Source organism: Clostridiales bacterium (assembly GCA_014799665.1).
GTDB lineage: Bacteria > Bacillota > Clostridia > Christensenellales > Pumilibacteraceae > Anaerocaecibacter.
The window spans coordinates 1-15,524 of sequence record JAAVHP010000009.1 but is presented as its reverse complement, the minus strand read 5'-3'; the positions used below and the strand labels follow the sequence as shown (position 1 = coordinate 15,524).

The following is a 15,524-nucleotide window of genomic DNA, read 5'->3' as shown; positions in this document are numbered from 1 at the left end:
GGCTATCGGTTATTAGCCGATAGCCGTAAAAATCTTTAATCTTTTTTCGGTTTAATTTGTTTTCGCTGTTCTGCTTCGAGTTGTTTAATGCTCTTTTCGGGAGTGGGAAGTTCTTCTGGCATTGTGCCGCCAAGTCCTGCGATAGTTTCGCGTACCGCTTTGCCGACTTCGTAGTGGGCGGCGTTTGCAGCGGCGGGTGTAGATGTTCCTTCACGGCGCATTTTAGCTTCGGTCTGTGTGATGCGGAATAGGTTAGCGGCAAGTTCTTCGCCGCCCATATAATCGAGTATTTCGTCGTCTGGAGATAGACCTTTATGTTCGGCAATATCGCGGGCAGTCATGCCGCCGTATAAGCCGCGATAGCCCGCGTCTTGGAATGTAGCGTATTCTTGGTTCGTGATGATACCGGCTTTGTGTGCGGCTTCGGCAAGGAGCATATTCTTTTGCTTAATGTCACCGCGAATGAATAACCGTTTTTCGTCTTCGGAAAGTCTATCGTAAAGCTCTGCAAGCTCTTGTTGGCGTGTCTTTACGGCGAAGTATGTTTGACCGAGCGCGATGACTTCCTTGCGAGGGTCGCCGTTCATTACGATGAGATAGCAAGCGTAACGATTAAGCTTATAGTCAATGATGGACGATATGCGCCCTTTGCCGGAAGTTATTGACTTCTTGACCTCAGGAAAGCAATCCGCAACGGACTGTTGGCTTATTTTGCAAGCGATTTGTGCGGTCTTTATGACTTTATGGAAGTTTTCCCATTTAGCATATTGCAATACCTCTTGCAATTCGCGAGCAAGCCAAAATTCATTGCCGTATTCATCGGTATGCTTGATGTCGTCGAATAGTTTTTTCTGCTGTGTACTTAATTCATTCATAGCTATATTATAGCAGAAAGTCGATGCAAAAGCAAGCTGAATACAAATCAGAAAGGAAAATATAAAACGGAGGTAAAAATGAAAAAGAACTCAAGTATTGTTCCCGAAGTGGTTATTCCGAAAGGTTACGAGATAGACGACATCTTGGACACGGACGAGGACGATTTCGGGGACGAGCAACCAATTTTAACGGAGGAGGTAAAGATACGCTTTGAGTGAGAAGGACAAAAAAAGCGTTTACGATAAACTCACGCCGCAGCGTCAAAGGCTGTACAATTTGCTTATGGCAAATCTCGAAACAAACAACAGCCTTTGGCGGCAAGGCTGGCGTGTGTCCGGCGCACCTGTATCGGCAATATCGGGTAAACGCTATAACGGTATAAACAGGCTTTTCCTTTCGGCGGCAACAATGGAGCGCGGTTACAGCGACAACCGTTGGCTGACGTATAACCAAATGAAAGAAAAAGGTTGGGATTTCAAGCGCGACGCGGAAGGTAAAAGTATGGGCAAGAACGCAGGAGTGTCTATCGAATACTTCTCGTTCTACGATAAATTAACCAAGCAGAAGTTCGATAAGCACACTCTTGACGGAATGTCGGAAGCGGAGCGCGACGATTATATGGACGAAAACGTGATCGCTCTTCGCAAATACTACTGCGTATTTAACGGCGACGTCATAGAGGGTATTCCCGAACGCGAAAAGCCTGTAATCGATCCGAACGGCAGAAATATCCGTGCCGAGAACATTTTGCAGTATTGGAACGATAACGAATCCAAAATCATATACGGCGGCGACGAAGCGTTCTACCGTTCGGCAACGGACGAGATATTCTTGCCGGACAGAGATAAGTTCTTGAGCTTGCCCGAATTTTACTCAACGGCGTTGCACGAGGTCGGACACAGCACCGGACACGAGAAAAGGCTTAACCGTAATTTGGGTGATGGCTTTGGCTCGGCGAGCTACGCCGAGGAAGAATTACGCGCCGAGATCGCTTCGATGTTCATCGAACAAGACTTGGGTATTGAGGTCGGCGAAAAGCACATTCAAAACAACAGCGCGTACATTCGGCATTGGCGCGACAAAATCAAGGACGATCCTAACGTATTGTTCAGAGCAATAGCCGATGCCGAAAAGATTTCCAAGTACGTAATGGCGAAAGAGAACGAGATTAAAAAGGAAGTCGAGCCGTATGCGATAGTCGAAGACAATGACGAGTACGGCGAGAAAGTCTACAAGGTTCACATGATAGCCGAACACGGACAAACGCGGCTCGCGCTGAGCGGCTATCCGTTTAGAAGCCGTGAAGCGTTGATGACCGAGTTTGGCAAAATGCAGGAGCTGCCGTTTTGGGCGGGTAAGGATTTCCAAGAGGTAACGCTCGACGAGCTTGAAGTTGAAAGCCGTAAACGTGCCGCAGAACAGAACGCAAAGGTGGAGCGGTTAAAGGAAATCGAGGAAGAACAGTCCGAAGTGTTTATACCGCCGAGCGAGGTTGCGGAGCAAGTCGCGGCGGAAGCGGTGGTAGTAGGAACGGTGGCCGCAGTCGAAATGACAGGCAGAGGAATAGAAAGTATTACGCGAATGGACGATAGAGATGTCGTTGACAAAGCGAGTAAGACGAAGCACGGAGATAAATTCCTTGCGCTGTTTAACGGCGAGTCGGTGCTTGGTACTGAGGAGCAGAACGAGCGTTCGCTTATGGCGCGGCTTGCTATGTTTACGGGCAACGACACGGAACAGCTACTACGAATTTTCCAAGCATCGGGACAGTACCGCGACGGCAAAGCCGACGGGTATTACGAACAAATGGCAAAGGACGAGATGAAGTTCGTCGCCGGGCTTAAAACGCCCATACCTACATCGACCGCCGCCAAATCAACGAGCAGTCGGTTTAGAAATTCAAAATCTTAAATTCGGAGGAATTATGAAAAATATCAAAATCAAGAGAGAACATTACGACATTATCAAAGAGCTTACGGATAAGCAAGCGGGAGAGTTTGTAAAAGGCGTTTGCGCCTACGCTTTCGAAGGCAAGCCGTTTATTACGAAAGACGAGTATCTCAAGGGATTGTTTATGTATGCAAAGCGCATGTTAGACATCTCCGAGATGAACCGTATTAACGGCAAAAAGGGCGCGGACAAGCTCGCGGAAATCAAGCGCAAAGAAAGAGCGGTCGGCGTTATTATCGGCAGCGTTATGGTTGCAAGTGCGATGAACGAGGAAGCGAAAAAGGGTGAGTAAAATCCTATGCGGCGACGCGGCAGAGGTGCTTAAATCTCTGCCGCCGGAAAGCGCAAATATGTGCGTAACAAGTCCGCCGTATTACGGATTGCGTGACTACGGCGAACAAAAACAAATCGGAATCGAGCAAACACCAGACGATTACATAGCGCGGCTTGTAGAGGTCTTTGCCGAGGTTTACAGGGTTCTCGCAAAAGACGGAACATTGTGGCTTAACTTGGGCGACAGCTACGCAGGGAGCGGCAAAGGTCCTATGACGTTGGCCGCTGACGGCAAGAACAAAGACGTGTTCGATATGCACAATCGAATTTACGAAGTTCCTAAATCTTGGAGTGGAATAAAGCCCAAAGACTTGATCGGCATACCGTGGATGGCGGCGTTCGCGCTTCGAGAGCGCGGTTGGTACTTGCGTTCTGACATCATTTGGTTCAAGACAAACTGCTTGCCGGAGAGTGTAAAAGACAGACCGACAAAGACCTACGAGCATATCTTTTTGTTCGCTAAGTCGCGGCAATACTACTTCGATTACAAGGCAATACAAGAGCCTTTGAAGGATGTTAGCAAAGCGCGTTATAAGCGTGGAAGAAGCGAAGCGAATAAGTACGCAGGACAGCAAGGAATATCTAACGGACGCGAGAACTGCTTGGACTTTGACCAACAGTTCCGGCGAAAGCGAGATGTATGGGAAGTCAGTACCAACAGCTATCGAATGGACGAACACTTTGCGATGTTCCCCGAACGGCTAATTGAGCCGTGCATACTTGCAGGAAGTAAGGTCGGCGGCGTTGTCTTGGATCCGTTCTTTGGCAGCGGCACGACGGGCGCGGTTGCTAAACGCTACGGTAGGGATTACATAGGGATAGACCTAAATGCTCGGTATCTTGAAAAAGCGAAAGAGCGGATAGATAACGTAACTGCAATAGCGTAGAGAAGCCGTAACTTAACCGCAAGGAGAGAGCGGTTGAAGTGGTAGCTTTTCAAGGAAAAAGGTAGGCAGGATAAGGAAAGTGGTATAAATCCCCCTTTCGATAGGCAACAAGCGGGAAACCCGCTTTTGGCGTCTGCGACGCATGGGAGGGCGTTACTTGGACGAGAAGAAAGAAAAAATAGGAATACAAAAACACATACGAATAACGGACAGCGACATTACCGAACAGATTGAACGAGTAATGGAACATCCCGATTACAAGAGCTTCAGCAAGACAGTAAACGATGCGCTGTTCTATGGCTTACCAATTCTTTGTGAAAAGCTATTCGGAGAAGTGTCGTTGCCTGAAACATCCGTGCCGCCGTCGGAAAGACAAGCCGCGGAGAGCTTGGACGAAAAGAGCTTTAACGTTATCGTCAAGCTGCTCAAAGAAACGGTGCTGAACGTAACGATCAACAAGTCGATTTTATCGTCGGTCTATCACGAATTAGGTCGGGTAAGCGATGTCTTAAAATTGGATGGAGATTTGTACGAGAAAGGCTTGATGAGCGATACGCCGGACTATCTTTACGATTACGAGTTGGAAGGCTTAAAGAAAATGCGGAGGTGATAAAAGATAAGCAATAATCAACCCGTTATATTCAACATAATGTACACGCCGTATAAACTGCCGAAAGGCGCGACTGCCGAGGAGATAACGAAGCACGCAGGCGAACGAGCGTTCTTTGATATGACCGGGGTGAAAAACATTTTCAAGTATATCACGACGGAAGAAAAGAGAACGGGCAAGCGCACCGCGCTCGAATACTTGCAGAAGAATACGGGCGTATTCAACGACAAGGGGATGATACCCCAAGAACAAGTTGACGAGATGAAGGCTCGGCTCAAAGAAAACAAGGGACATATCTTTCACGGCTTTATCTCTCTCAACGAGGAACAGTCGCACAAGATAGACACCCCTGAAAAATGTATCGAACTAATCAAGCGTACATTTCCGCAATTTCTCAAAGACGCGAAATTCCAAAAGGACAATGTGGATTTAATGTGCGCGTTGCACGTGGACAGACCGCATCACTTGCATATCCATTTTGTGTTTTGGGAAAAAGAGCCAAAGTTCAACAACAATGACGGAACAAAGAGTTACCGTCGGCGCGGCAAGATAGACAAAAAGAGCATAGACAACATGTTCGTCCGGCTCGGATTATATTTGAGCGACAGCAAGGACAATGTTTACAAAAGCCGCGATAGAGGAATAGCCGAGCTGAAAAAGATTTTGGGTGTACGTGCGGTTTTGGCGAGCGACGATAAAATAAAAAAAGAAATCATCGCGCTTGCGAAAGACCTACCGAAAACAGGACGGCTTATTTACGGCAGTAAGGACATGGAGAGCCTTCGTCCAAGAATAGACCGTATCGTTGAGTTGTTGCTCAGCTCGGATCAGAGAGCCATGAAAGCGAATAGGCGCTTCTATAAAGCGGTAGATAAGCGCGAACTCGAAATAAAAAACATCTGCGGTTTGCCCACGGCGTTTTCAAACACGAACGTAACACCGCAGGAAATGGAAAGCGATCTGCCTAAGTATCACAATAAAATCGATGAAAAGAACATCCATATTATCGAGGAATTAAAGGCGGATTACAAGCGGCGGCAAGGCAACTTGGTTTTGAGTTTATGCAAGTTTATAAAGCCCGAAATTTTGGAGCGCAAACGCAAGTATCGGCCCGACGATAAACGTCTAAAACGAGTGCTCGGCATATCTCGCAATAACATAGGTCGCGCGTGCAGAAAGTTTTTCAAATCGTTCGGTCCAAATAGCGAGTTGTTTGAAAGGGACTTTACACACCGCTTACGGGAAATCGAAGAAGAGATCGAGCGTGAGCGAAAGAAAAAAGAAAGTTCGTCGGACGGCGGCAACGGAAGCGGTAGCGGCGAAACTAAATAATTAGGAGGTAACAAAAATTTGAATGAACAGACATGAGGCTTACAAACACAAAAAACGCAAGTCGTGGAAGACTTGGTTAATAGTCGGCGGCTTTATCGCGGTGTTCGTGAGCGTGCTTATAGCGTTTTTGTTCGCGCTATTCGTAAAGAGCTTCGGCGGCATATTCGGTAACGGCAACTATTGGCTTACGGTAGGCGTAGCTAACGGACTGTTGCTTGTCGGCTTCTTGATGCTTTACAGGATCGACGCACAAAACTTGGCGTTGCGCGAGAACGACTTGGAAGATACCGAGTGGTTGACTACCAAGCGCTTACGGAAAATGAAAGAGTTTACCGTGACAACGTGGGACGGCGTAAAGGACAAGGATGACGAGATAGTTATCGGCGCGGAAAAGAAAGGCAAGGCGTTAGAGCTTATATCAACAAGTCAGCTACATGCGCTTATCGTAGGTACTACGGGTAGCGGTAAAACGACGGGCTTCGTCGATCAGAATATCGCGGTACTCGGCAGAAGTAAAGGCAAGCCGAGCTTGCTTATAGCCGATCCCAAGAAAGAGCTATATGAGAAACACGCCGAGCAGTTAAAGAACGAGGGGTACACAATCTCTACGCTCGACCTACGCGAGCCGTACAGTTCTCAGCGGTGGAATCCAATGCAAGTGCTTATAAGGCGTATTCGTCAGGTCAAGGAATTGCAGAACAATCTGAAATGCCAAGACGGAAAGTATTGCGCTTGCGGCGAAGTGTTCTTGTCATACGACGACGCGCGGACGAGAGTTCAAGAGCTTAAAGACGAAATCTTTGAGAACACAATGGACTTGGTTTATACGCTTTGCCCGGTACAGAACAAAGACCAACCGACTTGGGAGGAGGGCGCAAGAAACCTAATCTTCGGACTTATCTTGGCGTTCTGCGAGGATGTCATAAGCGGAAAGATGGACGAGAAGCAGTTACAGCTTTTCAATGTGTACCATAACATCACCAAGTATTGTTCGGAAGACACTACCGCGCTCAAACAGTATTTGCTCGAAGGGCGCGACGAGTATTCCAAAGTTCGCGGACTTGTCAATACGGTACTAATAACAAGCGACAAAACGCTTACGAGTTACTTGTCCGAAGTTAATGCGTACATACAGCAACTCGCCGATGACGGTATTCTGTCTATGACGAGCGAGAACGACATAGACATCGTGAATATGGACGAAAAGCCGAACGCTATATTCGTTATCGTTCCCGATGAGCGCTTTACACGCCACCGCTTTGTTACGCTGTTCATCACGCAAACCTATAAAGAGCTTGTCGAAAAGGCAAATCTTAACTTGCGGCGCAAGGACACGGAAACGGCGATACTCAAACGCAAAGCGTACTTCATCTTAGACGAGTTCGGCAACCTTCCTAAGCTCGAAAACATAGAGGGTATGGTTACGGTAGGTCGTTCACGTGGCATAAGATACCTGTTCGTATTGCAGAGCTTTTCACAGCTCAATGCAAAGTACGGAAAAGATATAGCCGACATTGTAAAAACAAACTGTAACGTGAAAATCTTTATCGGCTCGGACGATCCCGAAACGCGAAGAGAGTTCTCGGAGCTGTGCGGACAGAAGAAGATTAAGAACTTCTCGGTAAACACGAGTGCCGAAGTCAATGCGAGCAGTAACACCGGCGCGAGTAATCAGCCGCTAATAACGGTTGGTATGCTTGAAAGGTTGAACGGCGACGAGAAAGGCGACGCGATAGTATCTGTCAGAGGATACGAGCCGATTTGGTCAAGGTTTACACCGTCGTATGAGCTTGCGGACGTTTACTTCGCGGCAGGTAAGGCGGACATAGGAAAGCGCGAAGCAAGGCTGTTTGAAAAGCGTAATTACGTCTTTGATATTCTCGGCGGCAGTTATACGCGCGAGGAAGACAAGGCGTTAGACGCTTTGGAACGCAGGGAGCAAGAACAAGCTGCCGAAGAAAAGAAGCAAGCGGTAAGTGTTGCCGAATTGGACAAGCTATGGCAAGCCAAAGTCAAGGAAGTTCACGACAAGGTATTCCGCGCGGCAGAAGCACTTTTGGAAGAAGATGCCGCAGCATTGATTCGGGCGAAGCTCGAAGATAAGGTTACGCTTATGAAAATGTTTATAGGCAACTATGACATAAGCGTACAGCAGAAGTTAAAGGCGCTCATCAAATACTTGGACGAAGAGCTGCCTAAACTTTTGGAATTGCAAAACCAAGCAAAAAACAAATAAAAAGGAGAGTTTATGAACAAGACAATTAAATCAACGGCTGTAACGCTTGCGGCAAGTGCGGCGTTATTTTTTACCGGAATTTTCTGCGCCGGGTTTACGACGGCAAGCGCGGCGAGCGCGGACGAGGTATGTAACCACACATACGAGCAAACGGAAATCGCGGCAACGTGTACCGATCAGGGCTACACGAAATACACCTGTACGGACTGCGGCGACGAGAGGAAAGACAATTACACGGATGCAAAGGGACATAACTACACCGAAACGGCGGTAGCCGCGACTTGTACGACGGCGGGCTATACGCTCTATGTTTGTGCGGACTGCGGTAATACATACACCGAACAGACCGAGAGCGCGAAGGGGCATACCTACGAAATCATAGTTGTGCCTAACACATGCACGCATAAAGGGTACACGACGCATTTTTGCACGACGTGCGGCTATGAGTACACAGACAACTACATGGACGAGATAAATCACAGCTACGAAGATAAAGAGGTCGCGGCAACGTGCACCGAAAGGGGCTATACGGAACATACGTGTACCGTTTGCGGCGACGTGTACTTCGATAACTACACCGATGCGCTCGGTCATTCTTACGAAGCAGTAGTCACCGAGCCGACGTGCTTGGAGGGCGGTTTTACGACCTACACTTGCTCGACCTGCGAAGACAGCTATGTCGCGGATTACACCGAGCCGAACGGTCATGACTACACGGAAACGGTAAACGCGGCAACGTGCATAACCTACGGCTATACCGATCACGTTTGCTACGGCTGCGGCGATAGATTCGTAACGGACTACGTTGCGCCCACGGGGCATAAGTATTTGGACGTGCTTGTTCCGGCAACACCCGACAGTCTCGGCTATACGCGTCATATCTGTATCGACTGCAATTACAGCTATCTTTCGGATTTTGTAACGAGCGGCGATTTAGGGTATATTCCCGAACCCGAAAAGCCCGACATCCCCGAAATCCATAAGCACGCCCATGAGATTCAAACGATGGACGATCGCGAGAATATGAGCGTTATCGTAATGCGCGTGTGCGCTTGCGGCGACGTAAAGAACGGATACTACAACGTATCCTTCACGAACGACGAGGGTGAAGTAGCTGAGTTCAAGGAAACGAGCAACAAGATTGACTATTCGGAAATGTTCGGACAAGTCATTATCTCTATTTCCGACGAGAACGGCGAACTGTTAAAGACGGTATCGGTAACGGCGCAAGAGAAACCCGTTGAGCCGACCGAGCCTGTAACTCCCGTAGAGCCTACTGAGCCGACGGATCCCGATCAACCGGATAAACCGACCGAGCCGACAACACCCGTTGAGCCGGATCAACCCGACGAACCTAATACGGACGTGCCTGAGACTCCCGACGAGCCTAACGCAGATGTAACGGAAACGAAGAAAGGCGGTAACGGTGTAGCAATCGCATTGTTCGTAATTCTTATCGTGCTTGCGCTCGGCGGTGTCGGCGGGTTTATAGCGTACAAGAAAATCAAGGCGAAAAAACAGAAATAATAGGAGGAATACTTTATAGATGTTAAATATAGGTTTATTGGCAGCAGAGAACGAGGGACTAAACGGCAGTCTCGCCGAAATCGTAAGTAAGCTCAAGGGCTTGATGGATTCGTTTTGGCTGTATATCGTCATAGCTCTTGCGGCGGTTGTCGTTATATGGGGAGCTTACATAGGTATTAAGATCGCAATAGCGCACCGTAACGAAGAAAAGATAAATGCACGCGACATGGTGAAAAACCTTATCATCGGTATCGTCATTATCTTCGTCGTAGCGATGGGTGCACCGCTTCTCATTAACGGCTTGTCCGCTTGGGTGGGAGCGTAAGAGAATAAATAAAACCGAACAGGGCGGCAGGGTAACTTGCCGCCTTGCTTTATTCGGTAAGGAGGATGAATGCTTATATTTTTTCAAGAGCTTTGTCTGCAACTTTTCTTATGGCTGTTGAAGCTCATCGACGGTCTTATGGATATTTTCTCCGCAATAGCGGGGGTAACGAATGTTCATATAAACGGACAGTCGGTAAATATCATAGAGTTCCTTGCAGGTAACAGTACGGTCGGCACAATATTCTGGTGCATTTTCATTCTTGCGGTCGGCTTGACGTGTATATTCACGATAGTCGGACTCGTCAAGAACATGATAGCGAACAACCGAAACATATCGAGTATCGTCGGCAAATTTTTCTTGGCGTTGCTCGGTACTATGGCTATGCTTGCAGTGGTGTTCTTAGGAATACTTATCGCCAATTCGCTGTTACAGCTATTAGCTCGAATATTCCAGCTCGACAACTCGAAAAAGCTCTCAAACGTAATATTCAATGCCTGTGTGGGGAATTGGATCAACGGTTGGAACATTAACAAAATAAACGTTACTTCGTTGTCCGTCGGCGCTATATTCGGCGGTTACAATTCCGCGCTGTTCGGTGTGTGGCCGACGAGCTGGAAGTGCAATGGTATGGTCAACCCCAATACCTTTATGTATCTTCCGGCGCTCATTTCGGGTATAGCTCTTTGTATTGCGCTTGTCATCGCCATACTCAATCTTGCCAAAAGGGTGTACGAAATCATTTACCTGTATTTCTGTATGCCGGTTGCAATGTCTACGCTTCCGCTTGATGACGGGGCGCGGTTCAAGAATTGGCGTGAGCAGTTCGTTACGAAAATCATTCTTGCATACGGCGCGGTATTGGCTGTAAACGTGTTCATATTGCTTTTGCCGCTTGTACAGCAAATGAGTATTCCGGGCTTGGGCAGCTTCGGCAATTCCGTGTTCACGATATTTATGATAGTAGGCGGAGCGATGATTATACCCGCGGGGCAAACAATGTTCGCAAGGCTGTTCGGAACCGCGGACGATATGCACGCCGGCGGTGGTTGGCTCAGAAGCGCATTCTACGGTGGAAGAGTAATCGGCGGCACGGCAGTCGGTTTCGCCGTCAAAGGTGCAAGGGGACTTTACCGTGTTGTTCGGCGCGGCGTTAGTAAGAATAGCGGCGACGGCGGCAATCCCGGCGACAGCTCGGACAGCGGAGATTCGTCGGATAGCGGCGACGATGAGAAATTTTCAGATGACGGAAGCGCAGATATTAGCGTGACGGAAGGAGATAGTGAATGAGGATTATTCCTAAAAAAATCAAGGTAAAAAATACCGTATGGAAATGTTACTCGATGGCTGACATTATAGTCGCGCTTATCGTGTTCGGTATTATCTTCATTTCCATAACAATGGGGCAATGGGTTATAGCAGCCATACTCGGTCTTTTGGGTATTGGGATGTTTATACCTACGCCCGACGGAATTTTCTATACCTGTGTCTACGAGAATATACGATTTCTATTCTCGAAAAAGAAATACACGGTCGGTGCGAAGAATGCAAAAGAAAGTATAGACGCGATCGTGGACTTAAAAGAAATTAAGGATAGCGGACTGATCGCTTACAAGGGCGGTATGTTCGGCCGAGTTATAAAGGTCGGTCAAAAGAACTTCGGTATCGAGGATGTTGTTCAGCAGAACATCGACATCAATTACTTTGCGAACGCGCTCAAGCTGTTAGACCAAAACCAAAGCGCGGATATTGTCAAGATAGACCGTCCCGTAAACTTGGACGTGTTTTCGAGCGACTTATTTGCGCGGTTGTCGGCGGTAAAGGACAGCGACGAAGAGAACTGTATCAAAGAGATAAAGGAAAGCATACTGACAGAGCGCATAGACCGCATTGACCGTTTGAACAATATCCGCAAACAGTATTTGTCGGACTACTACATAATCGTTTACGGTCGTAACGAGCTTGATTTGGAAAGCATGGCAGTCAACGTGGCAAGCGAAATCGCTAAATGCGGACTCGGTACGCAGCTTCTTGGATTGCGCGACACGGCAGTATTTTTGAAGTACAGCTTTTCGCGTAACTTCGACGAGCGAGAAATCAAGGACTTGAAAGACGAGGAGCTTCTCGATTGGGTAAAACCGAAAGAGATAGTATTCCACGCGAACAGATATAAGGTAGACGGAACGGAAGCGGCGGTGCTCGCCGTATCCGATTATCCCTTGCGAGTCAGGAACGCTTGGGGCGCGGAGCTTTTCAACATACCAAATACCAAAGTCGTAATGCACGTTAAGCCCGTAGATAAGTTCAAGGCTATTCGGCGTATCGACAAGGTTATAGGCGAAATGGAAACTAAGCGAATCATCTCGGACAAGGCGAGCGAAGCGAACAGTGCGGAAACGCACAGAGCGACAATGGATACGCTGTTGGACGCTCTTCAAACCGAGAACGAGAGCTTGTTCGACGTAACGCTCACGGTAACTGCTTACAACTACACAAAGAACGACAACTACAAGAAAGCGGCGCGGCGTTCGATGCTCACGGGAAACTTCCGTCCGTCTACGCTTTACGGTTTACAAATCGAGGGCTTCAAGTCAGCGGCGGTGTCGCCCATATCGACGCTTAAAAGCCAAGAGCGCGGAATAAACAGTTCGTCGCTCGCCGCGGCATTTCCGTTCGTTCGTACTTTCGTTATGGACGAGGGCGGCATACTGCTCGGCGAGAATAACAAGACCGGCTTTCCGTTTATCTTCAATATGTGGAAGCGCGGAAACTTGTATCAGAACAGTAACGCCATGATTATCGGCAAGTCGGGGAGCGGCAAGTCTTTCTTCCTAAAAAACCTTGTGCTTAACGAATGGGCAAACGGAACGCGAGTAATAATGCTCGATCCCGAAGCCGAGTATCTTGCGCTTACGCGCAACCTTTACGGCAATGTTATCAACGTCGGTAATGCGAGAGAAGGGCGTATTAACCCTTTTCATATATATAAGATTCTTACAGAGGACGGCACACCCGCCGACAGCAAGGTTACGTTCAATACCCATTTGAAAATGTTGGAGAGCTTTTTCAAGATAGTTCTTGCAGACGCGCCGCTCGACGTCATTGAACTTATAAACAACTTGACCGTTGAAACATATGAGCGTATGGGCATTACGGAAAACACGGATTGCTCGGCGTTCCCCGCAGACTACTTCCCGTTATTCTCGGACTTGCTCGAAACATTACAGAGTAAGGACAGAAAGAAAATGGACGCGCTCACTCAGCGAGATATGCGGACGGCCGAGCTGTATTTGCAGAAGTTCGTAAACGGACGTTATTCCGACATTTGGAACGCGCCTTCGACTTTGCAAGTAAATGCCAATCTTATCGACTTCGATTTCCAAAGCCTGTTCGCCAATAAGAACAACGTAGTGGCAAACGCGCAAATGCTTTTGGTGTTCAGGTTTATAGAGCAGGAGGTTATAAACGCGAGAGAACGTAACAAGAACGGAGCGAACCTACGAACGCTTATAATAGCGGACGAGGCGCATTTGTACATCGATCCGAAGTTCCCGATAGCACTCGATTTCTTCTATTCGATGTCGAAGCGTATCCGTAAATACAACGGCAGCTTTATTCCGGCTACGCAGAACATAGCTGATTGGAATGCCAACGAGGAGTTGCGCGGCAAGACGAGCGCGATAATTAAGAACAGTCAGTACACGTTCATCTTTAAGCTGTCCGCGCCCGACATGAAAGACGTCTTGGACATATACAGAGCGGGCGACAGCTTTAATGATGAGGAACAGCGCATGATAATCTCGGCGGTGACGGGACAAGCGTTCTTTGTCGGCTCGACAGAGCTTCGCGCTTGCGTTCGCATACAAGCGGGCAAGTGTGCAAGAGAATTATTCACCGAAGAAATTAAAGAGGAGGGTGAGATTTGAAAGTCAGAACAAAAAGTTTTTTGACAGCCGCAGTGTTCATAGTGCTTATTGCACTTGTAACGCTGCTTGTGGTTTTCACGGATAAGCCGATGTCAGCGAGTGCGGCGACCACGCCGAAGTATTCCGTAGCGTTTGACTATACATATTCATATTCCGAAGGTTCGGCAGGCGGAATAACTAATACGGGCTATTCGGGTAACAGTGTTTACAGTACGTCGTTTACGAGCGGTTTAAGAAGTACCACCACGATTTCGGGCGTGTTCTTGTACGGCAGTGGCACGTCGGGTACGGCTACAATGGAAAGCGGCGGATATATAAAGTCCGATTCCGTTACGGTAGAAGTTAGTTGCGGTACGAAAATAACTGTAACAATATATAATGCAGACGGTAAGAGCTTGGGTTCGGGTAAGAATTCGGCAAGCGCTTCGGGCTTATCCGACGGAACATACTCTGTATCTTTGTCGTATAGCAACACGTGGACGATAAATTCTCGTGCGGGTGCGAACTGTGCATTCAGAGGTTCTTTTACCTTTAATATAGATGGTCAAGCGCCGTCTATAAGCGGAGCAAGCACTTCGACTACGGGAAAATTCGTGAACAGTGCTTTTACTGTGGCGGCATCGGATAGTGTTAGCGGTTTGAAAGCGTTGTACATGAAAGCGCCGAACAACAGTACGTTTTATTCGGTGGGTACGTCTACGACCATAAATAGAGGAAGTACAAACGGGCGTTATACGTTCTATGCAGAGGACAATGCCGGAAATACTACGGCGTATTACTATGTCAACTTTGACGATACGCCGCCGACATTGACTTGCGTAGGTGCAAGCTTCGGCTCGAATACGAATAAAGGCTTTACCGTTAAAGCGGAAGATAATTCGGGAAGCGTTACGCTGTATAGGAAAGTAAATGACGGTAATTGGGGCGCAATCGGAAACTCATGCACAATATCCGATACGTCAGAGGATGCGACCTATTATTTTTACGCGATAGACGGGAACTACGGTAACAAGTCGAGCGAAGTATGGGTACAGCTCGGCGCGGAGCTTAGCGGCGAGTTTGTTAAGTCCGATACCGATAATACCGTTTACTTCACTTGGGATCGACCGTCGTGGACGGCTACGCTTGACGGCGTTGAATACACAAAAGGTACGTGGATCCGTGATGAAGGTGAACACACGATAAAGCTGTCATCGAAAACAAAGAGTGCAGTTTTTCCTTATTTCATCGATCATTATTATTTGGAGTCGGTAGAAAGCCCGAGCTGTACGCACGAGGGGTATTTGCAGTATGAGTGTGTTCAATGCGGATACAGCTATACCAATTACTCGATAGAGGAAACAGGACATTACTACGTTGCTTCAACAACCGTAGCAACCTGTACGAGCGGCGGTTATACAATATATACCTGTACACGCTGCGGCGACAGTTATACGGATAATTATACAAATCCGCTCGGTCATAACTATGAAGCGACGTATTATCCGGCGACATGCACAGAGTACGGCAAGACCGTTTTTAC

13 protein-coding genes are annotated in these 15,524 nt (G+C 47.8%); 12 read left to right on the top strand and 1 reads right to left on the bottom strand.

What is annotated here, in order from left to right:
• Positions 1 to 35 precede the first annotated feature (35 nt).
• Positions 36 to 875, bottom strand: a complete 840-nt coding sequence (gene dinD, locus HDT28_04130; protein MBD5131765.1) for a DNA damage-inducible protein D — start codon at positions 873 to 875, stop codon at positions 36 to 38.
• 78 nt (positions 876 to 953) lie between these two features.
• Here dinD and HDT28_04125 point away from each other — a divergent pair, with 78 nt between their 5' ends.
• From HDT28_04125 to HDT28_04070, 12 genes are all read left to right on the top strand, one after another.
• On the top strand, positions 954 to 1,094 hold the full coding sequence (locus HDT28_04125) for a hypothetical protein (GenBank protein MBD5131764.1): 141 nt from the start codon (positions 954 to 956) through the stop codon (positions 1,092 to 1,094).
• Complete coding sequence (locus tag HDT28_04120; protein MBD5131763.1) at positions 1,087 to 2,787, top strand: DUF1738 domain-containing protein; 1,701 nt, start codon at positions 1,087 to 1,089, stop codon at positions 2,785 to 2,787. The genes HDT28_04125 and HDT28_04120 overlap by 8 nt, the downstream gene beginning before the upstream one ends.
• A gap of 13 nt (positions 2,788 to 2,800) precedes the next feature.
• On the top strand, positions 2,801 to 3,118 hold the full coding sequence (locus tag HDT28_04115) for a hypothetical protein (protein MBD5131762.1): 318 nt from the start codon (positions 2,801 to 2,803) through the stop codon (positions 3,116 to 3,118).
• Positions 3,119 to 3,176: 58 nt separating this feature from the next.
• Positions 3,177 to 4,046 carry a site-specific DNA-methyltransferase gene (locus HDT28_04110; GenBank protein MBD5131761.1) on the top strand — a complete coding sequence of 290 codons (870 nt, stop codon included), beginning with the start codon at positions 3,177 to 3,179 and terminating at the stop codon, positions 4,044 to 4,046.
• Positions 4,047 to 4,203: 157 nt separating this feature from the next.
• Positions 4,204 to 4,656 (top strand): hypothetical protein, encoded by a 453-nt coding sequence (locus HDT28_04105; GenBank protein ID MBD5131760.1) that lies wholly within the window; start codon positions 4,204 to 4,206, stop codon positions 4,654 to 4,656.
• Between the two features lie 39 nt (positions 4,657 to 4,695).
• Complete coding sequence (locus HDT28_04100) at positions 4,696 to 5,988, top strand: hypothetical protein (GenBank protein MBD5131759.1); 1,293 nt, start codon at positions 4,696 to 4,698, stop codon at positions 5,986 to 5,988.
• A gap of 22 nt (positions 5,989 to 6,010) precedes the next feature.
• Positions 6,011 to 8,224 carry a type IV secretory system conjugative DNA transfer family protein gene (locus HDT28_04095; GenBank protein MBD5131758.1) on the top strand — a complete coding sequence of 738 codons (2,214 nt, stop codon included), beginning with the start codon at positions 6,011 to 6,013 and terminating at the stop codon, positions 8,222 to 8,224.
• A 12-nt stretch (positions 8,225 to 8,236) separates the two neighbouring features.
• Positions 8,237 to 9,751: a hypothetical protein gene (locus HDT28_04090; protein MBD5131757.1), complete on the top strand. Its 1,515-nt coding sequence runs from the start codon at positions 8,237 to 8,239 to the stop codon at positions 9,749 to 9,751.
• A 19-nt stretch (positions 9,752 to 9,770) separates the two neighbouring features.
• Complete coding sequence (locus HDT28_04085) at positions 9,771 to 10,076, top strand: hypothetical protein (GenBank protein MBD5131756.1); 306 nt, start codon at positions 9,771 to 9,773, stop codon at positions 10,074 to 10,076.
• 69 nt (positions 10,077 to 10,145) lie between these two features.
• Positions 10,146 to 11,366: a hypothetical protein gene (locus HDT28_04080; protein MBD5131755.1), complete on the top strand. Its 1,221-nt coding sequence runs from the start codon at positions 10,146 to 10,148 to the stop codon at positions 11,364 to 11,366.
• Entirely contained in the window at positions 11,363 to 14,002 is a 2,640-nt protein-coding gene (locus tag HDT28_04075; GenBank protein ID MBD5131754.1) for a DUF87 domain-containing protein, read from the top strand. The genes HDT28_04080 and HDT28_04075 overlap by 4 nt, the downstream gene beginning before the upstream one ends.
• On the top strand, positions 13,999 to 15,524 hold a 1,526-nt coding region (locus HDT28_04070; GenBank protein MBD5131753.1), incomplete at its 3' end, for a hypothetical protein. The genes HDT28_04075 and HDT28_04070, both read left to right, overlap by 4 nt.

Bases quoted from the DNA above. Each gene is read 5' to 3' on its own strand.
- HDT28_04075 (MBD5131754.1), top strand. From the start codon at position 11,363: ATGAGGATTATTCCTAAAAAAATCAAGGTAAAAAATACCGTATGGAAA.
- HDT28_04110 (MBD5131761.1), top strand. From the start codon at position 3,177: ATGTGCGTAACAAGTCCGCCGTATTACGGATTGCGTGACTACGGCGAA.
- HDT28_04115 (MBD5131762.1), top strand. From the start codon at position 2,801: ATGAAAAATATCAAAATCAAGAGAGAACATTACGACATTATCAAAGAG.
- HDT28_04125 (MBD5131764.1), top strand. From the start codon at position 954: ATGAAAAAGAACTCAAGTATTGTTCCCGAAGTGGTTATTCCGAAAGGT.
- HDT28_04100 (MBD5131759.1), top strand. From the start codon at position 4,696: ATGTACACGCCGTATAAACTGCCGAAAGGCGCGACTGCCGAGGAGATA.
- dinD (MBD5131765.1), bottom strand. From the start codon at position 875: ATGAATGAATTAAGTACACAGCAGAAAAAACTATTCGACGACATCAAG.
- HDT28_04080 (MBD5131755.1), top strand. From the start codon at position 10,146: ATGCTTATATTTTTTCAAGAGCTTTGTCTGCAACTTTTCTTATGGCTG.
- HDT28_04095 (MBD5131758.1), top strand. From the start codon at position 6,011: ATGAACAGACATGAGGCTTACAAACACAAAAAACGCAAGTCGTGGAAG.
- HDT28_04090 (MBD5131757.1), top strand. From the start codon at position 8,237: ATGAACAAGACAATTAAATCAACGGCTGTAACGCTTGCGGCAAGTGCG.
- HDT28_04085 (MBD5131756.1), top strand. From the start codon at position 9,771: ATGTTAAATATAGGTTTATTGGCAGCAGAGAACGAGGGACTAAACGGC.